The sequence below is a fragment of the Helicobacter ailurogastricus genome, assembly GCF_001282945.1.
Lineage (GTDB): Bacteria > Campylobacterota > Campylobacteria > Campylobacterales > Helicobacteraceae > Helicobacter > Helicobacter ailurogastricus.
Window position 1 is genome coordinate 404809 of the sequence record NZ_CDMG01000002.1, and the last position, 23243, is coordinate 428051.

General features: G+C 48.2%; 23 protein-coding genes. 14 read left to right on the top strand and 9 right to left on the bottom strand.

Translation table 11 applies throughout. The annotated features are described in order from the left end of the window. The first annotated feature begins 10 nt into the window (after positions 1–10). Both HAL07_RS02110 and HAL07_RS07885 read left to right on the top strand, forming a co-directional pair. Positions 11–796 (top strand): hypothetical protein, encoded by a 786-nt coding sequence (locus tag HAL07_RS02110; RefSeq protein WP_238374461.1) that lies wholly within the window; start codon positions 11–13, stop codon positions 794–796. 265 nt (positions 797–1061) lie between these two features. Further along, entirely contained in the window at positions 1062–1226 is a 165-nt protein-coding gene (locus tag HAL07_RS07885) for a hypothetical protein (protein ID WP_156239988.1), read from the top strand. Between the two features lie 107 nt (positions 1227–1333). Here HAL07_RS07885 and thiE read toward each other — a convergent pair whose 3' ends face one another. The 4 genes from thiE to htpG are packed head-to-tail and all read right to left on the bottom strand — an operon-like array spanning position 1334 to position 5961. After that, a complete protein-coding gene (gene thiE / locus HAL07_RS02115; protein WP_053944914.1) occupies positions 1334–1951 on the bottom strand; it encodes a thiamine phosphate synthase in 618 nt (205 codons plus the stop codon). Further along, positions 1942–3480, bottom strand: coding sequence for a glutamine-hydrolyzing GMP synthase (gene guaA / locus HAL07_RS02120; RefSeq protein ID WP_053944915.1), 1539 nt, complete (start codon positions 3478–3480; stop codon positions 1942–1944). The genes thiE and guaA overlap by 10 nt, the downstream gene beginning before the upstream one ends. Further along, positions 3473–4096 carry a hypothetical protein gene (locus HAL07_RS02125; RefSeq protein ID WP_053941915.1) on the bottom strand — a complete coding sequence of 208 codons (624 nt, stop codon included), beginning with the start codon at positions 4094–4096 and terminating at the stop codon, positions 3473–3475. The genes guaA and HAL07_RS02125 overlap by 8 nt, the downstream gene beginning before the upstream one ends. After that, complete coding sequence (gene htpG / locus HAL07_RS02130; protein ID WP_053941916.1) at positions 4096–5961, bottom strand: molecular chaperone HtpG; 1866 nt, start codon at positions 5959–5961, stop codon at positions 4096–4098. Before htpG ends, HAL07_RS02125 begins: the two co-directional genes overlap by 1 nt. Before the next feature lie 75 nt (positions 5962–6036). Between htpG and HAL07_RS02135 the strand changes: the two genes are divergently transcribed. Both HAL07_RS02135 and HAL07_RS02140 read left to right on the top strand, forming a co-directional pair. Next, complete coding sequence (locus tag HAL07_RS02135; protein WP_053944916.1) at positions 6037–6606, top strand: formyltransferase family protein; 570 nt, start codon at positions 6037–6039, stop codon at positions 6604–6606. Beyond that, the gene (locus HAL07_RS02140) at positions 6599–7753 is read left to right on the top strand and encodes a cation:proton antiporter (protein ID WP_053944917.1); all 1155 of its coding nucleotides are present in this window, start codon (positions 6599–6601) and stop codon (positions 7751–7753) included. The genes HAL07_RS02135 and HAL07_RS02140 overlap by 8 nt, the downstream gene beginning before the upstream one ends. On the opposite strand, the gene HAL07_RS02145 is transcribed toward HAL07_RS02140, so the two are convergent. Further along, complete coding sequence (locus HAL07_RS02145) at positions 7750–8559, bottom strand: outer membrane protein (RefSeq protein ID WP_053944918.1); 810 nt, start codon at positions 8557–8559, stop codon at positions 7750–7752. The genes HAL07_RS02140 and HAL07_RS02145 overlap by 4 nt on opposite strands. A gap of 153 nt (positions 8560–8712) precedes the next feature. On the opposite strand from HAL07_RS02145, the gene uvrA reads away from it, so the two are divergent. Together uvrA and HAL07_RS08270 are read left to right on the top strand one after the other, a co-directional pair. Next, positions 8713–11520 (top strand): excinuclease ABC subunit UvrA, encoded by a 2808-nt coding sequence (gene uvrA, locus HAL07_RS02150; RefSeq protein ID WP_053944919.1) that lies wholly within the window; start codon positions 8713–8715, stop codon positions 11518–11520. Between the two features lie 189 nt (positions 11521–11709). Next, positions 11710–11844, top strand: coding sequence for a hypothetical protein (locus tag HAL07_RS08270; protein ID WP_274377879.1), 135 nt, complete (start codon positions 11710–11712; stop codon positions 11842–11844). 164 nt (positions 11845–12008) lie between these two features. Here HAL07_RS08270 and HAL07_RS02155 read toward each other — a convergent pair whose 3' ends face one another. Both HAL07_RS02155 and HAL07_RS02160 read right to left on the bottom strand, forming a co-directional pair. After that, a complete protein-coding gene (locus HAL07_RS02155; protein WP_053944920.1) occupies positions 12009–13391 on the bottom strand; it encodes a phosphomannomutase/phosphoglucomutase in 1383 nt (460 codons plus the stop codon). Between the two features lie 9 nt (positions 13392–13400). Next, positions 13401–14567: a class I SAM-dependent methyltransferase gene (locus HAL07_RS02160; protein ID WP_053941922.1), complete on the bottom strand. Its 1167-nt coding sequence runs from the start codon at positions 14565–14567 to the stop codon at positions 13401–13403. A gap of 194 nt (positions 14568–14761) precedes the next feature. On the opposite strand from HAL07_RS02160, the gene HAL07_RS02165 reads away from it, so the two are divergent. From HAL07_RS02165 to hemC, 8 genes are read left to right on the top strand one after another with little or no spacing between them, the layout of a single operon-like run. Further along, positions 14762–15202: a Dps family protein gene (locus HAL07_RS02165; RefSeq protein ID WP_053941923.1), complete on the top strand. Its 441-nt coding sequence runs from the start codon at positions 14762–14764 to the stop codon at positions 15200–15202. Further along, positions 15202–15480, top strand: coding sequence for a DUF2018 family protein (locus HAL07_RS02170; RefSeq protein ID WP_053944921.1), 279 nt, complete (start codon positions 15202–15204; stop codon positions 15478–15480). Before HAL07_RS02165 ends, HAL07_RS02170 begins: the two co-directional genes overlap by 1 nt. Continuing rightward, positions 15473–15871: a hypothetical protein gene (locus HAL07_RS02175; protein WP_053944922.1), complete on the top strand. Its 399-nt coding sequence runs from the start codon at positions 15473–15475 to the stop codon at positions 15869–15871. Before HAL07_RS02170 ends, HAL07_RS02175 begins: the two co-directional genes overlap by 8 nt. Then, on the top strand, positions 15871–16761 hold the full coding sequence (locus tag HAL07_RS02180; protein ID WP_082355780.1) for a polyprenyl synthetase family protein: 891 nt from the start codon (positions 15871–15873) through the stop codon (positions 16759–16761). Before HAL07_RS02175 ends, HAL07_RS02180 begins: the two co-directional genes overlap by 1 nt. A gap of 10 nt (positions 16762–16771) precedes the next feature. Next, entirely contained in the window at positions 16772–18070 is a 1299-nt protein-coding gene (gene hemA / locus HAL07_RS02185; protein ID WP_053944924.1) for a glutamyl-tRNA reductase, read from the top strand. Then, positions 18070–19794 carry a proline--tRNA ligase gene (locus HAL07_RS02190; RefSeq protein ID WP_053944925.1) on the top strand — a complete coding sequence of 575 codons (1725 nt, stop codon included), beginning with the start codon at positions 18070–18072 and terminating at the stop codon, positions 19792–19794. Before hemA ends, HAL07_RS02190 begins: the two co-directional genes overlap by 1 nt. Next, positions 19794–20171 (top strand): FxsA family protein, encoded by a 378-nt coding sequence (locus HAL07_RS02195; protein WP_053944926.1) that lies wholly within the window; start codon positions 19794–19796, stop codon positions 20169–20171. Before HAL07_RS02190 ends, HAL07_RS02195 begins: the two co-directional genes overlap by 1 nt. After that, the gene (hemC, locus tag HAL07_RS02200; protein ID WP_053944927.1) at positions 20168–21079 is read left to right on the top strand and encodes a hydroxymethylbilane synthase; all 912 of its coding nucleotides are present in this window, start codon (positions 20168–20170) and stop codon (positions 21077–21079) included. The genes HAL07_RS02195 and hemC overlap by 4 nt, the downstream gene beginning before the upstream one ends. Here hemC and HAL07_RS02205 read toward each other — a convergent pair. Both HAL07_RS02205 and HAL07_RS02210 read right to left on the bottom strand, forming a co-directional pair. Beyond that, positions 21069–21728, bottom strand: coding sequence for a potassium channel family protein (locus HAL07_RS02205; RefSeq protein WP_053941931.1), 660 nt, complete (start codon positions 21726–21728; stop codon positions 21069–21071). The genes hemC and HAL07_RS02205 overlap by 11 nt on opposite strands. Then, positions 21725–23050, bottom strand: coding sequence for a TrkH family potassium uptake protein (locus HAL07_RS02210; protein ID WP_053944928.1), 1326 nt, complete (start codon positions 23048–23050; stop codon positions 21725–21727). The genes HAL07_RS02205 and HAL07_RS02210 overlap by 4 nt, the downstream gene beginning before the upstream one ends. Between the last annotated feature and the right edge of the window lie 193 nt (positions 23051–23243).

A 23243-nucleotide genomic window follows, 5' to 3' on the forward strand; every position in this document is an offset into this window, starting at 1 on the left:
AGGGGCTATTTTGTCAAAGAAAGCGATTTTAGCGGGGATGCTGTGTGGGTCTGTGTTTTTCGGTTGCAGTGTTTACCAAAGCGCGGACCCCGACACCACCCCTCCACCACAAAAAAAAGAAAAACCCAGTAAGCAAGCCAAAGAGCAAGCCAAAGAGACTCGCGCGCTAGAGCAACAAATTGAGCAGCTTAAAAGTGCTGTCACCACAGATGAGCGCAAAATGAACGCGTTAGACACCAAGCTTAAAACTCCCCCAAAACAGCCCGCCCCAAAGCCTCAAGCCCAACACAAACCACAACCACAACCGCAATCTAAATCACAACCACAGCCACAATCTAAACCGCAACCGCAACCGCAACTACAATCTAAACCCAAGACCATTTCAGTGGTGCAAAAAGGCGGGCGTTTCTTAGTGGGCTATGGGGTGAGCGATGATCAGGCAAAAACCCCCGAAGATGCACGAGAGAGCGCGTATTTTAACGCTAGACGGCAACTCACCTTTTCCCTTTACAACAACCTAAGCCAAACCTTGAGTGCGCACCACCTCAAGTCCGAACACCTTAAAAATGTCTTGCTTCTTAGCATTGACAAGGCCATAGACAGCACACAGGTTTATAAAGAAAAAACCATCGTCCCCTTAGCCCGTTACGACAAAACCTTCACGGTCTTGCTCGTGGATAGTGCGGTGTTTGATCGCCTCCGCCAACTTGTGCATGCACAATACAATTTTAGCACCGACCACCGGTATTTATTTGACCGCTTGCTCTATGGCGTGCAAACAAAGTTGTTGTACTAAAATTTTATCAGGAGGTGTTGCCCCTTTTGCTTGGGTTTTTAAAATCTGCGCCCAAGCTTTAGCAAATATGGCGGGGTAGCCTCATCTCTAAAATCTATTTGCTCCAGTTGCCCATGCCCCAGCCTAGTCTAAAAGAAATCTTGCAAAACCCCCCTTACTTGCAAGTTTCTAAGAGTGCCCTAGGGTGGCACCACGACTGCTAAGGCCACTTTGCCCCCATCGTTGAGGCAGTGCATGCAGAGCAACAGACGGGGCTTTTGCAGGTTTGAGTGCCAGCCCCCTCATCCCTAAAGACTCCCAAGAGCTCGCGCTCAAGCGCGCCAAATTAGACCTAATCATTGCGGCAAAAATCTACGGACTTGAGCCAAAGCATTTAGAGCATGTCTTGAGCACTTTTAAGGTGCTAGAGAAAAACAAGTCGCGTTTGTAAGATTTTAGTGCAATAAGTCAAAAACGCCTAGCCTGCTTAAACGCCATTTTCAAGAGGGCAATGGCACAGCCAAGAGCGTAAATGGGGGCAAGCGCAGAACATTTAGCTTAAAACTTAAGGCGCAGCGCTTCTTTTAAATCTCTGGCGTTTTGGGTGATGTCGCCTAGCCATAGACTAGAGATCACAGCGCACAAGTCAAGGGAGGGCAGAGTGGCTAGATTGTGCGGGTTTAGCCCACCTATGGCGCAAAGGGGCAGGCTTAAATGCGCCCTAGCTTGTATAAAGACTTCTTTGGAAATGGTGCGCGCACTAGGCTTTGTGCTGGAGGCAAAACACGCCCCAAAAGCCACATAATCAGCCCCTAAGTCTTGCGCTTCTTTTGCCCTTTTTACATCGCCATAGCACGACACCCCAATCACCCCCTTAAAGCGTTTGCGCGCCTCTTTTAAGGGCATGTCCTCTTGGCCTAAGTGCAACCCAAAGGCGTGGCATTTTAGGGCCAACTCTAGGCGGTCGTTGATGATAAAGCCCACATGATTTTTAGCGCACAAGCGGGCTAAATCTTGGGCAAGACTCAATAACTCTGTGTCGCTGTGGGTTTTATCCCTTAATTGAAAAAGGCTAACCCCGCCCCTAATCGCCAGCTCCAGCATATGAGGCAATTTATCATAGGGGGTCAGCTCCTCATCGCTGATCGCATACACCCCTTTTAGGGCTACTCCCACTCAATCGTCCCCGGGGGCTTAGAAGTGATGTCATAAACCACCCGATTGATCCCCTTCACTTTGTTGATGATTTGGTTAGCCACGCTCTCTAAAAAGTCAAAAGGTAAGGGCGCAAAGTGCGCGCTCATCCCATCGCTGGCACAAACCGCCCGCAAGGCTAGGGTGTTGTCGTAGGTGCGGTTATCCCCCATCACCCCCACAGAGCGCACATTAAGTAACACGCAAAACGCCTGCCACACAGAATCGTAAAGCTTGGCATCGTGCAGGGCTTGGATAAAAATGGCATCAGCACGGCGTACGATTTCTAGACTATCGTAATCGATAGCTCCTAAAATGCGAATCGCCAAGCCCGGACCGGGAAAGGGGTGGCGCTTTAGCATGTTTGCTGGCAAGCCCAGTTGTGCCCCCAAAGCCCTCACCTCATCTTTAAACAACTCCCTTAAAGGCTCTAACAGCACAAAGTCCATTTTTTCAGGCAACCCGCCCACATTGTGGTGCGACTTAATCACTTTAGAAGGGCCTTTGACACTCACAGACTCGATCACATCGGGGTATAAAGTCCCTTGTGCCAGGTATTTGATCTTGCCCCCTTGCTCTAGCTCTTTTGCTTTTTGCTCAAAAACTTCTATAAAAGTGTTGCCGATGATTTTACGCTTCACTTCAGGTGCGCTCACCCCCTTAAGCCTGTTTAAGAACAAGCTAGAAGCGTCTATCACATGCAAAGGGATGTTTAGGGTTTCAAACATCTGGATGACCTGCTCTTTTTCGCCCAAGCGCAAAAGCCCGTGATCCACAAAGACCACTTCGGTTTGCGCCCCCACCGCTTTATAGCACAAGCTTGCCACCACGCTTGAATCCACGCCCCCACTCACCGCGCACAAAATCCGATCCGTGCCGACCTTTTGTTGAATCTTGGCGATCTCTTGCGTGGCGAAAGCTTGCATGTCCCATGACGGGCGGCACCCGCAAATCTCAAGTGCAAAGTTTTTTAAGATTTGTGCCCCCTGTGCGCTATGCACGACCTCGGGGTGGAATTGCAGGCCAAAAAGGGGTTTTGTGGCGTGCGCTATGGCACAAAAAGGGGCGTTAGCGCTCCTAGCCAAAGCGATGAACTCAGAGGGCAGGCTCTCCACCCGATCGGCATGGCTCATCCACACCACGCTTAAATCCTCAACGCCCTCTAATAGGGGGTGTGGCTCTAACAGCTCTAAATGTGCCTTGCCAAATTCTTGGGCTTTGGCCGCCACCACCGCCCCCCCAAAGGTATCCACTAAAAGTTGCATGCCATAGCAAATGCCAAGCAAGGGCAAGTTGGCGTTAAAAAGCGCAGGATCGCATCTGTAAGCGTCTTTAGCATACACGCTTGCCGGCCCCCCGCTTAAAATAATGCCCTTTGGGTTTTTTGCTAATAGAGTTTCAGTGGGCGTGTGGTAGGGGTAAATCTCAGTATAAACGCCCGCTTCACGCAAACGGCGGGCGACAAGCTGGGTGTATTGACTCCCAAAATCTAAAACAATCACATCAATCATGCTTGTTGTCCTCTATTGGGGTGAAGATGTTTTGGTAATTGACTCTAAAATCCGTGAAAATCCCTTGGTGGGTTTGCAACCACTTGAATACGGGTTGCGCGCTTTGAGAGTGGCAGGGGTTGAGCCACAAATAGCGTAGTTTCAAGGGGGTGTAAAGCACGCTTAAATTTTGCGCTTTTTGCGCATACAGCCTTTGGCTCATTAAGATTAAATCGTGGGGCCTGTGGGGGCTTAAGTTGGTGCGCATGAATTTTAAGTGTTTGGCTAGGGCGGGCTTGGCTAATTCTTGCAACACCGCCTGAGGGTTTTTGCCCGCAAAAAGCGGGGCTAGGGATTTGTCGCCCAAGAGCGTAAAATTTTCTTGAAAAAGAGCGACACCCTTTTTGCCCTTTAAAAAGTGGCGGGTGTGTAGCGCGCCCTTAGAGATTAAAAAAGCGGACACTTGGCAAAGGTGCTTGGTTTTTTTTAGGGGCAAGAAAATAACATCAACCCCGGTGTCTTGTTGGATTGCTAGCTTGAGAAAGTCTAAAAACCCCTCTTTGTTGCCTATGTCACTAGCGATGTAAAGGGGCTCACCCATTAAGGGCAAGCACAAAAGCAGGGGGGCAAGGCGCATTAAAAGGCGCGTAAAATCGTGGCACTGAGCCGATCGTTAAAGGCTTTGGCGTTTTTCAACGCCCCGTTTTCTAAGAGTTTCGCGCTGTCAAAAAGTAGGTGCGCCACATCGGCCAAAAGGGTGCGATCCTCCACGCCCTTAAGCTTTTGGATAATGGCATGCCCGATATTGAGCTCTAAAGTTTTGGGCTGCTCTTGCACACTTTGGCCCATTTGGCGCATTAAATTTGCCATCATAGCGTTTTGTTCATCGCCCACAAGCGCGACCGCTGAGTGCAAATCTTTAGACAGGGCGACCTCTTTGACTTCATCTTTTAAGGCTTCTTTAAACGCCTCTAGCACGCCCTTAAATTCCTCTTTTTCCGCTTCGCTAACCTCAGCTAGCCCTAGCTCTTTTAAGGTTTCGCTGCTGGCCGCGTCTTTCAAAGGGGTTTTATCATACTCACTCACCCCGGGCATCACAAAGGCATCGACCTCATCGCCCATTAAGAGCACATCAAAGCCCTTTTGGGCGTATTTTTCTAAAATGGGGGACGCTTTGAGCAAGTCTTGGCTTTCGCCCACCATGTAGTAAATGCTCTTTTGCTCGGCGGGCATGCCAGCTTTATACTCTTTGAGCGATAGGGGTTTTTCGCTTTTGTTGCTTACAAAGCGCAATAAGTCTAAAATCTTATCTTTGTTTTCAAAATCGCTGTGTAGGCCCTCTTTTAAGACCCGCCCAAATTGTGTGTAAAATTTCTCGTAGGTTTTTTCATCTTGGCTTAGTTTCTCAATCTCGGCTAGGATTTTCTTTGTGGAGGCGCTTTTGATGTTGGCTAAGATTTTGTTTTGTTGCAAAATCTCGCGGCTCACATTTAAGGGCAAATCCTCGCTGTCGATGATGCCCCGCACGAAACGCAAATACTGGGGCAAAAGCTCTTTATCGTTGTCGGTGATGAAAACCCGCTTGACATAGAGTTTCACGCCCGATTGGTAATCCACGCGAAACATGTCAAAGGGAGCGACACTGGGGATATAAAAAAGCGTGTTGTACTCCAACACCCCCTCGGCTTTGTTGTGTATCCACGCTAAAGGGGCGTTGTTGTCGTGGGCAAAACTTTTATAAAATTCTTTGTAGTCCTCGTCTTTGAGTTCATTTTTAGGCATGCGCCAAAGGGCTTTGGCGCTGTTGATTTGGGTGCATTTCTCTTCTGTAACTTCTTTTTTGTCTGCGCCCTCGCCCTCGCTTTTAGTTTCAGTGTAGCTTAAGAAAATGGGAAAGGGGATGTGCTCGGAGTATTTTTTCACGATGTGCTCGATCTCCCAGCGGTTGGCAAATTGCGCCTCTTCATCTTTTAGGTATAAAGTGATCTCTGTGCCAAAACCCTCTTTCACGCAAGGGCTGATCTCATAAGAGCCTTTGCCATCGCTCACCCACGCAAAAGCCTCTTCGCTTAGGGCCTTTTTGCTCTGCACCACGACTTTATTGGCGACCATAAAGCTGGAGTAAAAACCCACGCCAAATTGCCCGATGAGTGCGTTGTCTTTCTTTTGATCCCCGCTTAAATTAGCCAAAAAGCTTTTCGTGCCAGACTTAGCGATCGTGCCTAGATTAGAGATGAGCTCTTCTTCGCTCATGCCAATGCCATTATCCGCGATCGTCAAGCTCTTGGCTTTTTCATTAAAGCTCAAGTTGATTTGGGGGCGAAACTCTAGGGATTTGTAGGCCTCATCGCTGATGACCATGTAGTTTAGCTTGTCTAGGGCATCGGAGGCGTTGGAGATGAGCTCTCTTAAAAAGATTTCTTTATGAGAATAAAGCGAGTGGATCATCAAATCCAAAAGTTGGTTGATCTCCGTTTGGAAAGTGTGTTTTTTAGACGGCATTAAAACTCCAGTTGCAAGATAAACCCCTAGTATAGCAAAAAGGGGGTTTTTGCCCCCTTAAGAAAACATGCTAACATGCCCGCCATGCACTCTTTAAAATTAGGCATTTTATTTAGTGGCGAGGGCTCAAACATGCAAAATCTCATCCAAAAGTTACACCACAAGGTCTATTCACGACAAGACAGCCCCACAAGGCTAGAAGTGGTGCTGTGCGCCACAAACAATCCAAAGGCAAACGGGCTTAGGCGTTGCGTGAGTCTTAAAATGCCTTACTTGGTCGGCACGCAAGATGACTTCATCACCGCTTTTAAGGGGTGTGATCTACTGCTCTGTGCGGGCTATAATAAAATCTTAAGCCCCAAATTTCTAGCCCACCACAAAGCCATCAACATCCACCCCGCCTTTTTGCCCCACCACAAGGGGGCAAGGGCGCTGGAGCGCAGCTTTTATAGCCAAAGCGGGTTAGGCGTGAGCGTGCATTGGGTGAGCGAGGAACTTGATAGCGGGGCGTTGATTTTACAAGAGCGTTTAAACCTAAACCCCCTAGAAAGCCTAGAGAATTACACCAAAAGGGTACATGCTCTAGAGCATCGGCTTTACCCACAAGCCGTTTTAAAAGCCCTAAAGTTGTGCGCCCATGCATGATTTATTCATTTTAGTGACGATCACGCCCTTAATCGTTTTGGCTCCCTATGCGAGTCGGGTTTTAAAAATGCCCGTAGCGGTGCTAGAGATTTTGCTAGGCACTTTGGGGGTCTATTTTGGGCTTTTAAAGCCTAACGAGAGCTTTAGAGAGATGGCGGAAGTGGGGTTTTTGTTTTTAATGTTTCTGTGTGGCATGGAAGTGGATTTGTATGTCTTTAAACAGATGGAGCACCGCTTATTAAAAAAAATCTTAGGCTACTTTGGGATTCTCTATGCCCTATCTAGCACGATCACTCTAAGCGCGCACCTGCCCGCCCTCTACATCATCGCTTTGCCTATTGTGAGTTTGGGGATGATCATGACCTTAGTGCGCGACTATGGCAAGGACAAGCCGTGGTTGGCTCTTGTGCTCAAAGTGGGGGTGCTAGGCGAGCTTACCAGCATCATTTTACTCGTGGTCGTGGATGGGATTTACCTACACGGCTTGGGGGCGGATTTACTCAAGACTTTGGGGATTTTGCTCGCCTTTTTGCTCATCACCGCCCGCTTGGTGCGCACCTTTAGGGTGTTGTTTTGGTGGTTTCCTAAATTAAAGGCTTTCATCATGCCAAGCAACGAGGCAAATCAAGACATGCGCTTTGCGCTCATGCTCTTTTTTCTCTTGGTGGGGATTGTGGCGTGGCTGAAGTTAGAGCTCGTTTTGGGGGCGTTTTTGGCTGGCACGCTCATTTCGACCTTTTTTCCCCACAAGCACGAACTTTTTAACAAGCTCAATGACATCGGCTTTGGTTTTTTTGTCCCCCTGTTTTTTATCCATGTCGGCTCGACTTTGGATTTGCGCTTGATTTTAACCCACCCGCAATTTCTCACGCACGCCGGCCTAGTCGCCGCCTGCATGGCAAGCTTGCACCTTTTTAGCAGCTTTGTTGTCTTCAAGGGGGAGTTAAAAAGTGTGAAAAACACGGCCATGTTTGCCATGAGCGCGTCCATGCCCCTAACTTTTCTCGTAACCACCGCCAGCGTGGGGCTAAGGGTGGGGGCGATCAATGAGGAAACTTATTATGCGTTTTTGTTGGCAGCGATCATTGAGGGGGTGCTTTTCACCACCTCGATTAAGATTTTACAAAGACCCCCTAAGCTAGCCTAGAAAGTGTAGAGGTAGCGCACATACACAGAGTAATCGCGTTTCAAGCTGTAATAATACCCCCCTGTGTTCGCACTCTTAGAGGGGAAGAAAGGATTAACCAACATGGGCAATTTCACGCCCAGCTCCAAACCATTGTGTTTGAAAAGGTTTGTCCTAAAGCCAAAGTTTAACCACACATTGAAGTTGCCGTGGTGGGGCAAGCCTGAAAGGTTAGCGCTGGGGTCTGCGGCTAAAAGGGCGGCTTTCCAAGCGTGTAAGGTGGCGGCATTGACTTGCCACGCGTTGCCCCCGATGGCAAAGCCCCCAAACACGCCCACGCTCGCATTCTTGCGGTCAATGAAGTTGCCCATGATGTCTGCGCCGATCCCATAAGCAACCATGCTTAAGCGGACATTTTGGTCATAGCCCACGAGGCTTAATTGTGGCCCCAAGTCGCTAAAGCCGTAGTCTAAAAAGCCGTAGTAGCGCACGCCCAGCCATTTGGTCTTTGCATGGGGAATCTTAAAGAAAAACTTCTGCCCGACAAGCACGCCAAAGCCATTCATTGCCCCATTGCCATATTTACCATGCCAACTAATGTCTGTCCCCTGCCAGTTTGTATTTGGCGACACAACACCATTGTCATTGTAATGCCATGTCCCGGGAGGGTATGATGTGCCATTGGGGGCGACTGTGTTATACAGGTTGGTATTCATCCTGCCCTGCCCGATTTGGTAATCTGCCCCGATAAAAACCCCATTCTCTTCGGCTGCTAAACTCCCCATAACTCCAAAAGCTAGAGGAACACCCAGTAAAAACTTTCTCATCACAATCCTTTAAAGTTCATCATAAAAAGTGAAATTAGACCGCAATCATAGCATGTTTAATCTCATAAAACAAGAATTTTATATTTTTTTATTGCATGCCCCCTCTAGAATTTAAGTATAATAGCCCGCTATTTTAACCAAAAAGAGTTGCATTTGCCAGACAGCATTAAAATCCACGGCGCAAAAGAGAATAATTTAAAGAACATTGACCTTGAAATCCCCAAAAACCGATTCATCGTTTTTACAGGGCTTAGTGGCTCGGGCAAATCCACTCTAGCCTTTGACACGCTCTATGCCGAGGGGCAGCGGCGCTATTTGGAGTCGCTCTCTAGCTACGCCAGACAATTTTTAGACAAGGTGGGAAAACCCGCGGTGGATAAAATCGAGGGGCTCATCCCGGCCATTGCCATTGATCAAAAAACCACTTCCAAAAACCCCCGCTCCACGGTGGGCACGACCACAGAGATTTACGATTATTTGCGCCTACTCTTTGCAAGAGTGGGGAGGCAACACTGCCACTTGTGCGGCGCACCCATTGCCTCCATGCAAGCTAGCGACATCATCGCCCAAGTCTTGCAAGAGTACGCGGGGCGTAAAGTCCTCATTTTAGCCCCTCTTGTGGATAATAAAAAGGGGCATTTTAACGACATTTTGCAAGGCTTGCGCCAAAAGGGCTTTGTGCGCGCGCAAATTGACGGGGTTTTGGCCCGCCTTGATGAGCCCTTAGAGCTTGCCAAGAATAAAAAACACAGCATTAAAGCCGTGGCCGATCGCCTTGAAGTGAGTGCAGACAACCAAGCCCGCCTATCTAGCGCGCTCGAGCGGGCCCTATCTGAAAGCTATGGGAGGGCGGAAGTGATGGATTTAGAAACAAACCAAATCCGCCATTACAGCGAACATTTGGCCTGCTTTGCTTGTAAAGTGAGCTTTGAGCCTTTAGAACCCTTGAGTTTTTCTTTTAACTCCCCCAAGGGGGCTTGCCCTGAGTGCGCCGGGCTTGGGGCAAAGGTGAGTCTAGATGCCCAAAAAATCCTAGATCCTAACGCGCCCACCAACCACATTAAAAAGGCGTTTTTTTGGAATCATAACTATTACGGCGCGCTCTTTGAGGGCTTTTGTGCCGCCCATCAGATCGATCCTAATGTGTGCTTTAAGGACTTAAGCACGATCCAGCAAGAGGCTTTGCTCTATGGCAATGGGACAGAAATTTGCTTTTCGTGGCGGCAGAGTGAGTTAAAACGCCCTTGGAGGGGTGTGATCCAAATTGCCTATGATATTTTTAAAGACACGCGCGATCTTAACCAGTATATGAGCGAAAAGCCATGCCCGAGTTGCAAGGGCCAGCGCCTCAACCCAAAATCCTTGGCGGTGCGGGTGGCAAATCTTGGCATCGCTCATTTATTAGACATGCCCATCAACGCTGTGCATGCGTTTTTTAAAGACAAGGCCCATTTTGCGTATTTGAGCCCGCAAGAGCAGCGCATCGCCGCCCCGATTTTAAAAGAAATCAGCGAGCGGGTGTTTTTTTTAGTGGATGTGGGCTTGGGCTATCTCACTTTGGGACGGGACGCACGCACCCTAAGCGGGGGCGAATCTCAGCGTATCAGGATTGCCAGCCAAATTGGCAGCGGTTTAACAGGGGTGTTGTATGTGTTGGATGAGCCTAGCATTGGATTACACGAGCGCGACACGGCCAAACTCATAAGAACCCTCAAGAATTTACAACAAAAGGGCAACACCTTAATCGTGGTCGAGCACGACAAAGAAACGATCAAGCAGGCGGATTTTATCGTGGATATTGGCCCTAAAGCGGGCAAGCACGGGGGGCAGGTGGTCTTTAGCGGGAGCATCGCTAAACTCTTGCAAAGCTCACACCCCACGGCGTTGTATTTACAAGGCATTAAGAACATCACAAGGGCCAAATTAAATCCGCCCAAAAACTCCCCCTGTTTGCAATTAAAAGGTGTTTTTATCCACAACATTAAAAACTTGCAAGTGAAAATCCCCTTGGGGCAATTTGTGTGCGTGACGGGGGTGAGTGGGAGTGGTAAAAGCTCTCTGATTTTACAAACTCTTTTACCCATCGCCCAAGAAAAGCTAAACCACGCCAAAAAAAGCGGGGGGGGAGGTGCGGTTGTGCAAGGTTTGGAGCATTTAGACAAGGTGATTTATTTAGATCAAGCCCCCATAGGCAAAACCCCAAGGAGCAACCCGGCCACTTATACGGGGGTGATGGACGACATTAGAGAGCTCTTTGCCCAAAGCAAGGATGCGAAAATGCTAGGATACAGCGCAAGCCGTTTTAGCTTCAATGTGCGGGGGGGGCGGTGTGAGAAGTGCCACGGGGAGGGGGAAATTAAAATTGAAATGCATTTCTTGCCGGATGTGTTGGTGCAGTGTGGCAGTTGTAAGGGCAGCAAGTACAACGAGCAGACTCTAGCCGTGAAAATCAAGGATAAATCCATCGCCGACGTGTTGCGCATGAGCGTGGAGGAGGCTTTGGAGTTTTTTGCCAAAATCCCCAAAATCGCCGCCAAATTGCAGACTTTAAACGCCGTGGGGCTAGGCTACATCACGCTGGGCCAAAACGCCACGACTTTAAGCGGGGGGGAGGCGCAACGCATTAAATTAGCCAAAGAGTTGAGCCGCAAGGACACGGGCAAGACTTTATATATCTTAGACGAGCCGACCACGGGGCTACACTTTGAGGACATACAATTACTCTTAAATGTCTTGCACTCGTTGGTGGCGTTGGGCAATTCTATGATCGTGATCGAGCACAATTTAGACATCATTAAGAACGCAGATTACATCATCGATATGGGACCAGAGGGCGGAGAGGGGGGCGGGCAAATTGTCGCCACAGGTAACCCCGCCACTCTAGCTAAAAACCACGCCAAAACGGGGAGCTTTACGGGGAAATATTTGGCCCTAGAGTTGGGTAAATTTGTAAGCAATTAGACCATAAATGGATTGCAAAATGAACTTCAAACAGGACTTAAGAAACTTTAAGCCTATTAAGTGATCGCATTAAAAAACTTTCATTTACCAAAGTAAACAAGAGTTTTGGTATAGTCTGCGGTATGAAAACCAAAGGTTAGGCGAAAGCTTGACCCCTAGGGTTTTCAAATTTTTAGGAAGGAGAATGTTATGAGCAGCAACAGCAGCAACAGCAACAACAGCAGCAACAGCAGGAACAGCAACAATAGCAATAACAGCAGCAGCAGCAACCGCAACAACAGCAACAATAGCAATAACAGCAATAACAGCAACAACCAAGACTAAGCTGCGCTTGCCCCTCCCCCTTGTGGGGGGGAAACTCCAAAAATCTTTCCACCCTTTAAAAATCTAAGACTCTGGGGCCTTGGCTTTGTGGTTGTGTCTTGCCTTTAGTGCCCGCGTAGAGCTTATCGAGAGCCAATCAAACCGCCCTTAAACCGCTAAGGTGTTTAAAGGCCCAATAACTCTAGAACCGCTTGTTTGTAGCCTTGTGCGCTCGCTTCATCCTTGCCCTCAAAACGGGTTACTAGCGTGGGAGTGGTGTTGCTCGCGCGCACCAGTGCAAAACCATCTTCAAAGACCACCCGCACCCCATCGATGTCGATCAAATCCACAATGGGCGGAAAGTTGGGCGCAAGTTGCCCTTTCAGCCTTTCTTTTAGTTTTTCAACAACCATAAATTTTTCTTCTTCTTTGACAGCGATTTTTTCTTCAGGGGTTTTATAAGAGTAGGGCAAGGTTTTTAAGCTCTCTTCTAGCGCGCTGGGGGTTTGCTCTAAAAACAATTCTAAGAGACGCAAACAGGCGTAAAGCGCATCGTCATAGCCAAAATAGCGGTCGTTGAAGAATAAATGCCCGCTCATCTCAGCGGCAAAGTGGGCGTTGGTTTCTTTGAGCTTAATCTTTAAATTGCTGTGCCCCGTTTTATACATGAGCGCTTGCCCGATCTCATTAATGGCGTTATACATCACCTGTGAGCATTTGACCTCCCCAATCACCACGGGTTTAATGCCCTTTTTAGCCAAACTTCTAGCAAATAAAATCGCCAATTCATCGCCCGCATAGATGCGCCCGGAGGTGAGCAGCGCTACCCTGTCTGCGTCCCCATCAAAGGCAATGCCTATGGGGATTTTATGCGCTTGCATGTGCGCTTGCAAGTCCTTTAAATTTTTGGCCTCGCTTGGATCGGGGTGGTGGTTAGGAAAAGTCCCATCGGGGTTAGGATATAGGCTGTCAAATTTGATATTCAACGCCCTTAGCACCGGCTCTAAGCCGATCGCCCCCACGCCATTGCCAAAATCTAAAGCGATTGGATAGGGGAAGTCTTTTAAATGCAAAAAGGCGTTGATTAAATAAGCGTGGTAGGCTTCTTTGGCTTTGAGGGTGTGGGTGGGCGTGGGCTTGGGGGTGTAGGGCGCGGGGGCTTTTAAGATTTTGTCTTTGAGCTCTTGAATGGCTTGCCCGTAAAAGGGCTTTTGGTCTAGGGTGATTTTAAAGCCGTTATACTCGGGAGGATTGTGTGAGCCCGTAATCATGATAGAGTGGGGGGTGTGGGTGTTGTCAATGGGATTGAAGGTAGCAAAGTAAGCGATGGGCGTGGGGATGAGCCCCATATCATAGACCTCTACAAAGTTTTCAAGCCCGCTTTTAAGCCACTCAAACAAAAGGGGTGAATGTGTGCGGGCATCGTAACCCAAAGCCACTTTAGGGCAGGTTTTAGCCATGAGTGCCCCCAATTCTAGCCCGATTTGGCGCACACAAGGCTCGTTTAGATTTTGATTAAAAATGCCCCTGATGTCGTATTCTCTAAAAATGCTTGGGTCTAATTGCATCGCCATCCTTTATTGATAAATGTAAGCGTTGGTCAGCGGGATTGTGTTATCTACGCTATTGGTCAAGAGCAACTGGTAAAGATCGACACTGCCAACTCTAAAGGCGGAGGCGCAGCTGTTTAAGTAGAGCGACCACATGCGCACGAAACGGGCATCATACATTTTAGAGATTTGCTCTTGTTTTTCGCAAAAGTTTTGGTGCCAAAGGTCTAGGGTTTTGGCATAGTGCAGGCGCAAGCTCTCGGCCAACACTAGGTGAAAATCGCTCTCGCTGGCAATGGAGATCACCTCCCGCAAAGAGGGCAAATACCCGCCGGGGAAAATGTATTTATCGATCCAAGCGTTGGTCGTGCCCTCAAAGCAACACAAAATCGAGTGCAATAAAAACATCCCCCCTACTTTTAAAACTTCTTTGACTTTCTTAAAGTAAAAGGGCAAGTTCGCCTTGCCGACATGCTCAAACATCCCCACGCTCACAACCTTATCAAAGCGATAATGCATGCCGTCTAAATCTTGGTAATTTAAAAGCCTGATGCTAACCCGATCGGCTAGGCCCAAATCCTTCACCTTTTGGCTCGCTTGCTTAAACTGCTCTTCAGAGATGGTGATTCCCATCACTTCTACATTGTATTCTTGTGCCGCTCTAATGGAGAGATAGCCCCAACCACAGCCGATGTCTAAAAGTTTTTCGCCCTGTTTGAGGTCTAACTTTTTTAAGGTGTGATCGAGTTTTTGCAACTGCGCTTGGTGCAAAGTGTCGCTTTCTTTCTTAAAGTAGGCGCAAGAGTAACTAAGGGTTTCATCCAGCCACAGGGAGTAAAAGTCATTGCCTAGATCGTAGTGGCTTTTAATGTTTGACTTTTCTTTATCTGCGGGTTGGATGGGTGTGGCGTTGTCGTGTTTGTGTAAATGCTCGTAGTTGGTCTGCAAATACAGCACCCGCATCACCGCGTCCATCGAGCCCTCAATGTCGATCAGCCCGTCCATGTAGGCTTCGGCAATGGTTAAGGACATGTCTTTTTTAATGTCGCTCATCTTTAGGGGGCGGTTGATTTTTAGAGTAAATTGGGGGGTTTTCGTGCCATTTTGATAAACATCTTTGTCCCAAAAGACCACACGGTAATCCCCATTTTTCCATTTTTTAAACATCGATTTTAAAAACATTTTAGTGAGCATGCCAACGACCTTTATCAATACATTGAACGAGTGTATGTCCGTGTGCGCCAAAGCACATAAAGTCCCCATTCTAAACTAATTTTATTTAAAAATCCTTATTGCGCTTGATCGAGGTTAAAAGTTTGCATTAACCATTTTTAGGCTAAAATGCAAGCCGTTTGTTCTGACAAGCAAAAAAATATTAAAGGAAACCTATGAAAACAAAGACACTCGATCTGTTAAGACAGTTGCAAGCCGACAGCATTGTTTTATTCATGAAATTGCACAACTTCCATTGGAACATTAAAGGGCACGACTTCCACGCTGTACATAAATTCACCCAAGCCGTTTATGAGGAGTTTGCCGACATGTTTGACGACCTAGCTGAAAGGGTGGTGCAATTAGGCCATGTCCCTGTGGTGACGCTTGCCGAAGCCTTGAAGATCGCGCATGTCAAAGAAGAGAGCAAACACAGCTTCCATTCCAAAGAAGTTTTTGAAGCCATTTTACACGACTACGAGCATTTAGAAAAACACTTTGCCCAACTCTCTGAGCTCGCTGATGAAGCCGGCGATAAAGTCACAGTCGCCTACGCGGACGAGCAACTTGCCAAATTGCAAAAATCCGTGTGGATGTTAAAGGCTAGCCTAGCTTAATGCTACGGGATTTAGAGGTTTTGGAGGGCGACCCCCTTGAGAAGTGGGGGGAGATCTTATTGCATGCTAGTCCCAAGCGCTCTTTTGAGGAATTGGAGCGGTTTTTGGAGTGGCAGGCTTTAAGCATGCTTTTCTTCGAGGAAGCGGGTTTGGAGGATAAATTCGAAGCCTTGTTAGAGCAGTTGCGCTTTGATCCCGCTTTGCAAGAAAAAGTGCATGCCAAAAAGGTGGATTTAGCCATACAATCGATGGCGCATGTCCTCAGCGGGCATGAATAGGCTCTGGCTCGTGTTATTGCCCGTTGCTTTGTTGTCTAAGCCCCTTGATCGCACGCTCACGCTTAAAAAAGACGAGGTTTTTAGCGGGGAGTTGCAATTAGGCAAGTTTAAAAAGCCCTTATCCTTGCGCTGGACACTTTTTAAAGACCACGGGCTGGTCGTGCATTTAAAGTTAAACCGCTTCCCCTACCAATTCATTTTGTATAAAGATTTTCAGCGCAATACCTTTAGGGCCGACATTTTTAAAGAGGGCAACACCGCACACAAAGAGGGCACAGACATCCACGAGCACCCCTATTTTTTAGTAACCTTTAAAGATTTTGACAGCAAAAATAGCGTGGCGACTTTAAAAGTTAAAGCGTCCCAGCAACTTAAATGGATCGAGCCTTAATGTTAGAGCGCATACAGGCAAAAATTGGGGCGTATTTAGAGGAAGTGGATAGCCCGCAGGTCTTGCACATGGCCAAGACTCTTGGCATGGGCAAAATGCTAAGGAGTCGTTTGATTTTAACGATTTGCCCTAGCCACCCACAACTTGTGGATTTTTGCGCCATCATTGAGATGATTCAAACGGCTTCTTTACTCCACGATGATGTGATCGACAACGCCACCACAAGGCGGGGACACTCATCGCTTAACCACACTTTTGGCAACACGAATGCCATCATGCTAGGCGATGTCTTTTATTCTAAAGCCTTTTGCGCTTTGGCGCATTTTTCTACACCCATTGTAGAAGTGGTCGCCCAAAGCGTGGTGGCTTTATCCAGAGGAGAGATCAAAGACACCCAAATGGCCAAGGCCTTTAACCCCGACCAAGCTTTTTATACCGACATGGTCGCGGACAAAAGCGCGGCTTTGATCGTGGCAAGCAGTGGGGGGGCAGCCCTTTTAGCGGGCTTGGATTTTGACAAGTACGCCACGTTTGGGCGCAACTTTGGCATCGCTTTTCAAATTGTCGATGATTTGCTAGACATCACCCAGCCTAAGGAGGTCTTAGGCAAACCCGCCTTTAGCGACTTTAAGGAGGGTAAAAGCACTCTGCCCTATATTCTCTTGCACCAGCGCTTGAGCCCTGTGGAGCAAAGCATCTTAGAGGGGTATTTTAAAAGTCCAAAAGAGGAGGCTAAGTTGTGGTGCCAAAGCAAGTTTCAAGAACATAACATCATTCAGGCCACGCTGCAAGAGGCAAAAGCCTACACACACAAAGCCCTAGAGGCGATCAAGGGTGAAAACGCCGCCCTAGAGGCGATGGCATTAAGGGTTTTGGAAAGGCAATTTTAGGGGCTAAAAAGTGGAAGTTTATAGTGTCTTAAGTTTCACGCACAAGCGCTTACCCATTGAGTTGCGCGAACAATTGGCCTTCCAAGACACCGCCACATTTTTAAACTTCTTGCAGCATTTAAAACACCAGCACCCCAGCCTAAAAGAAATCATCGGGCTTTGCACTTGCAACCGCGTGGAGTTTTATTGTTACGGCACGCTGGCAAGCGGCGCACTTTTAGAGGCTTTGGCCCACGCTAAAAACCTGCCCCTCGCGCTCTTGCAAGAAAAAAGTACACACTACACCCACACAGAGGCGATTTACCACAGCTTTAGCGTGGTGAGCAGTTTAGACAGCTTGGTCGTGGGCGAAACCCAAATCACGGGGCAGTTTAAAGAGGCGTATAAAATGTGCCTAGAGGCCAAACTTTGTGGCAAGCATTTAAGTCGTTTGGCACATTTTGCCTTTAAATGTGCGGGGCGCGTGCGTAGCGTTACGGCCATCTCGTCGCAAGTCGTGTCCATCGCGTCTATGGCGGTCAAGCAGGCTTTAGAAGTGCTAGAGAGCGAGGATTTGCCTAAAAAAGCCCTCGTGGTGGGCGTGGGGCAAATGGGGCAACTTGTGTGTAAGCACCTTTTGGCTAAGGGCTTTTCTGTGCTCTTGTGTAACCGCCATTTAGACAACGCCAAAACCTTTGCAGACTCGCTAAACGAGCCCAATATCCAAATTGATGGCCTAGAAAATTTAAAAGCGCACATCAACGCCTACCCCTTTTGCTTTAGCGCCACACACTCCCCCACTCCCCTAATCACCCCCGATATGCTAGAGCCCACGCCCTTTAGGCGTTTTTGGTTTGATTTAGCCGTGCCGCGGGATATACAAGACCCTAAAGACCCTAGCGTTTGGCTTTACAGCGTGGATGATTTAAAAGGGGTCGTTGCCGACAACTTAGAAAAACGCCAAAAGGACACGGCTAAGGCGCACGCCCTCATCGCTGAAGACACGGCGCAGTTTTTGGCATGGTTGCAGACCTTAGAGCTTGACCCGCTCATCAAGGGGCTTAGAGACTTAGCCAAACAAGCCGCCCTAAAAGAATTGCACAAGGCGATCAAAAAGGGCTATATCCCCCCCGAGTTGCAAGACAATGTGGCTAAAATTTTACACAACGCTTTCAACACTTTTTTGCACCAACCCACCGCCGTTTTAAAGAAAAACGCCCACAAAGAGGAGGGCGACATGCTCGGTGAGTCTTTAAAAACTCTCTTTAGCTTAGGGGGTGATTTGTTTTTTTTAAACGCCTACCGCTGCGAACACACGAAAGGACTTTGATGCGCTATTCTCATCTCTTTGCCCCCACTTTAAAAGAACCCCCCAAGGACGCGGTGCTTAAGAGCCATAAATATTTGGTGCAAGCTGGCTTTATCCAACAAATAGGCAGTGGGGTTTATAGCTTCTTGCCTTTGGGACAAAGGGTGCTTAAAAAAATCATAGACACCATCGATGCCGTGATGCAAGCACATGGGGCACAAAGTTGCTTGTTTAATTTTGTAACCCCCGCTGCTTTGTGGCAAGAGAGCGGACGGCTTGAGAAATACGGCAAAGAGCTTTTGGTTTTTAAAGATCGCAAAGAGAACGATTTTGTACTGGGCCCCACGCACGAGGAAGTGGCGACTCAAATCGCCAAAGCCCACATCAAAAGCTATAAACAACTCCCCCTAAACCTCTACCAAATCCACACCAAATTTAGAGACGAAATCCGCCCCCGCTTTGGGCTCATGCGTGCTAGAGAGTTTATCATGAAAGATGCTTACAGCTTTCACACCGATCTTACGGATTTGGATAGAGAATTTGCCAACATGCAAGAAGCCTACAACGAGATTTTTGAGCGGCTGGGGCTTAAAGTGCGCTCAGTGGAGGCAGACAGCGGAGCCATAGGTGGGAGCAAGAGTAAAGAATTTGTACTGCTATCTCCTAGTGGGGAGGACACTTTAGTCGCCTGCTCTAATTGTGCCTATGTGGCTAATGTGGAGGTCGCTAAAAGGGCAAAACGCGAAGAACCGCTAAATGTCCCCCAAGCCGCCTTTGCTAAATTCCCCACCCCCAACACGCCGACCATCGAAGCCGTGAGCGCGTATTTAAAGGTCGATCCCTTTTTTATCCTAAAGGCTGTGGTGAAAAAAGTCCTTTTAGAAAACAACGAAAGCCAAACCGCCATTTTCTTTGTCCGGGGGGATGATAGCCTAGAGGAGACCAAAGCCCTAAACGCCTGTAAAGCCCTGGTCCCCGCCTTGAGCCTAGAAGACATGGAAAGCGCGGCGTTAAAAAAATGTGGGCTTTTTGCCGGCTACATCGGCCCGTATGGGCTAAAACACCTTCTGCCCAATGCCCTAGTTTTCTTTGATACGGATTTACAAGAAGCCGATAGCCTCATTTGTGGGGCAAATGAGGAGGGGGCGCACTTTGTGGGGGTGGATTTGTCTAGCTTTGAGGGGCTCAATTACCAAGACATCGCCACGGCCCAAGATGGGCAAATTTGCGCCCTGTGTGGGGGGGTGTTAGAGCACCACAAGAGCATAGAAGTGGGGCATATTTTTAAGCTCGGCTCTAAATACTCACAGAGTCTAGGCGCGCAGTTTTTAGACCAAGAGGGGCGCGCGTGTTGTTTTGAAATGGGTTGTTATGGCATCGGGGTGAGTCGCCTACTTGCCGCCATTTTGGAGCAAAACAGCGATGAAAAGGGTTGTGTGTGGAGCGAAGCAGTGGCCCCCTTTAAAGTTGTCATCATCAACGCCAACACCAAAGACCCTAAGCTCAATGCCTTAAGCGAAACCCTTTACACCGCGCTTTTAAACGCAAAGGTTGAAGCCTTGTTAGACGACCGCGCAGAGCGCTTTGGGGCAAAAATGGCGGATTTTGAGCTGATCGGGTGCTCTTATGCGCTCATTGTGGGCAACAAGGCTAAAGAGGGGGTGTTTGAGCTCATCAAAAGGCATGGCCTAGAGAAAAAAGAATTTAGCAGACAAGAAGTGTTAGACTTCTTGCAAGGCGCTTAATGCCCATTCTTGTGCTCTTAGGGCTTGGTTACTTGGCCTTTGAGATTTATTTAGTGGTGCAGGTTGTGGCGAGTTTTGGAGTGTTTGCTTTCTTGTTTGAGGTGGCCGCCAGCGCACTTTTAGGCGGCGTGATGCTTTTTAAAAGCCCCTTTCAAAATTTAACCCAGCTTATGCAAGAGCGCTTAAACCCCATCTCTTGGGCTGAGGGGGTTTTTTTGCGTTCTGTGGGCGGGGTGTTGTTGCTTTTGCCCGGGGTGTTGTGCGACATTTTTGGTTTGCTCTTGCTCTTGATCGCCAGCGTGCGTAAAAAAGACCCGCCCAACAGCCCAGACATGCCAGACATAATCGATGTTGAAGTGAGTGATAAGAAAAAATGAAGGAACTTGTGATCGGGAGTCGGGGCAGTGCTTTAGCTCTGTGGCAAACCCGCCATATCCAAACGCAGTTAGAAACTTTGGGGCTCAAAAGCCGCATTGAAGTGGTGAAAACAAAGGGGGATAGAATCTTAGATGTCCCTTTGGCAGCAATCGGAGGCAAGGGGCTTTTTACCAAAGAGCTTGAAGAGCTTTTGCTCGTGGGGGCTTTGGATTTAGCCGTGCATTCGCTCAAAGATGTTCCCGTGGAGATGATCCCGCCTTTGAGTTTGGCCTGTGTGAGTAAGCGCGCAGACTCTAGAGATTGCTTTTTGAGCATGCACTACTCTTCTTTGGAGGATTTGCCCCTAGGGGCACGGGTGGGCACAACTTCTTTGCGCCGCTGCATGCAACTTAAAAAAATCCGCCCCGATTTAGACACCTTGAGCTTAAGGGGCAATGTCCAAACCCGCCTGCAACGCCTCAAAGAGGGGGCGTTTGATGCGATCATTTTAGCTTATGCGGGGGTGGAGCGCTTGCAAATTCGCATGCCTTATTGCGTGCCTTTGAGCTTTAAACAGATGCTCCCGTGCATGGGGCAGGGCGCGCTTGGGGTGCAGATGTGTAACACCCACCCGCTTTTTACGAAAATCACCCAGCTAAACGATCCTAAGAGCGCGCTTTTATGTGGGTTGGAGCGGACATTCATCGCTAAACTCAATGGAGGCTGTCAAGTGCCCTTGGGCGTGCATGCCTCTTTAAAAGGGGAAGTTTTAGAAATGCGCGCCATTGTGGGGCTTTTAGACGCGAGCCAAATTGTTGAAGAGCGGGTTGTGGGCAACATCCAAGAAGCCGATGAGCTCTTGCAACTGCTTTTAGAGCGTTTCATTGCAAACGGGGCGCTCGACATTTTGGCACAAATCAGCTCTTAGGCTTGCCGGCTAAGAAAATATCCACTTCTTTAGCCGTCCCGATCAACAGCAAAATATCACCCTCGCTCAAAAGCGCGCCCATAGGGACTTGGTAATCCCACTGCGCTCCATGTTTGAGGGCCACGACCTTTAAATCCGCTTTGTAGGTGTCTAAAAAATCTTGCAGGGTGATCGGGGCTTGATCGGGGCCAATAAGTAGGCGCACAAGGCGCATGTGCGTGGTGATCTCCACAATATCTAAATGCGGATTTAGACTAAGCCCTCTCACCAGCCTTTTAGCCGCATCCCTTTCAGGGTAAATGACTCGATCTGTGCCGATTTTTGAAAGGATTTTGCCATGGATGAGGGTAGAAGCTTTGGCGATGACTTCTTTGACCCCGCTTTCTTTGAGCGCCATCACGGTTAAAATCGAGGCTTCGACATTTTGCCCGATGCTCACAATGGCGATGTCTGCCTCGCTAATGCCCGTTTCTTTGAGGGCTGTGGTGTCTGTGGTGTCTAAGATAAATAAATTATCGCACACACTTTTAAAAAGCTTCACGCGCTCTTCATTGACATCGGCGGCAATGATCTGCTCGCCATTTTCAATGAGACCTCTGGCGACATGCCCGCCAAATTTGCCTAAACCCAAAACTGCATAAGTTTTCATAAAACCACCTCTTCTTCAGGGTAGCGCACATGCCGAGTCTTGCTCTTGCCCACTAAGGCCATGCTAAAGACCAACACACCCACTCGCCCCATAAACATTAAAACCGCTAAATACAACTTCCCAAAATCGCTAAACTTGGCCACCAAAGATAGATCGCCCCCATCGCCTGTACTCGCCCCCACCGTGCCAAAAGCCGAACACACCTCAAAGAACAAATGCAAAAAGAATTGGTTTTTGCGATCATCCGTGGCGCTCAAAATCATGGTGGAGAGAATGATGTAAAGCATGGCAATGATGAAAATTAAAAACGATTTTTTGAGGGTGCTTTGGGGGATTGTGCGCTTAAAAAGCACGGCTTCTTGCCCCTTTAGGGCGTGATAAGCGTAGGCTAGAAGGATGGTTAAGGTGGTGATTTTAATCCCCCCGGCCGTGCCCCCCGGAGCCGCTCCAATCACCATCAGCAGGGAGGAAAAAAACAAACTCTGATCGTGCAGACCTGCCAAATCGATGGTGTTAAATCCGGCTGTGCGCAGATTCACAGAGAGAAAAAACGCCGCCATCACCTTAGAAAAACTGCTTAAACTCCCCATGCTCTTAGGGTTGTCCCACTCAAAGAGCAAAATCACAGCCACGCCTAGCACAATACAGCCCAAAGTCGCCCAAAGCACAATGCGCGTATGCACGCTTAGGCGGGGTTTTTTGCGGTAGTTGTGGCACTCGCTTAGGACCAAAAAGCCCAACCCGCCTAAAATGATGAGGAGGCAAATGATGAGGTTGATGGGGGTGTTGTTTTGATAATCCACTAAATTTGAGGTAAAAATGCTAAAACCGGCGTTGTTGAAGGCCGAGATGGAGTGGAAAAGTCCTGCCCAAAGCGCGTCTTTTAAGGGCAAGTCCAGCGCAAAACACGCGCTCAAAAGCAAAGCCCCCACGCTCTCAATCGCCAAAGTGAAAAGCAAGATTTTTTTAAGGTAAAGAACAACGCCTTGCATGTTTGGGTAATCTAGTGACTCTTTAAGCAACAAACGCCCCTTAAAGCCCATTTTCTTCCCCAAGAGCAAGAATAAAAACCCCGCCAACCCCATGTAGCCAAACCCTCCGGCTTGAATGAGCCCTAAAATCACCGCCTGCCCATAAACACTAAAATCTGTCGCAGGGTTAGCCGTGATAAGGCCCGTTAAACACACGGCAGAAGTGGCGTTGAAAAATAAATCCAAAAAAGGGATGGGTCTGGTGTGCATGGGGGCCAAATTGAGTAAAAAGGCCCCAATAAGGGCCAAGAGCACATAACTACCCACAATCATACCAAAGATTCTATGCAAGCTGCCACCGCCTATGCTAGCCTAATACTATGTCAAAGCGGGTAATTATAACATAGTGGGGCAAAGTGTGCGCGTGATTCATTTGCAAAACTACTTCTTTATGCCGATTTACGCTAAAATACGGATGAAAGAAGAGCATGACCTTGAGAGTTTAGCCACCGCTTAAATCTCGGGGTTTATCCCTTTGGGTTTA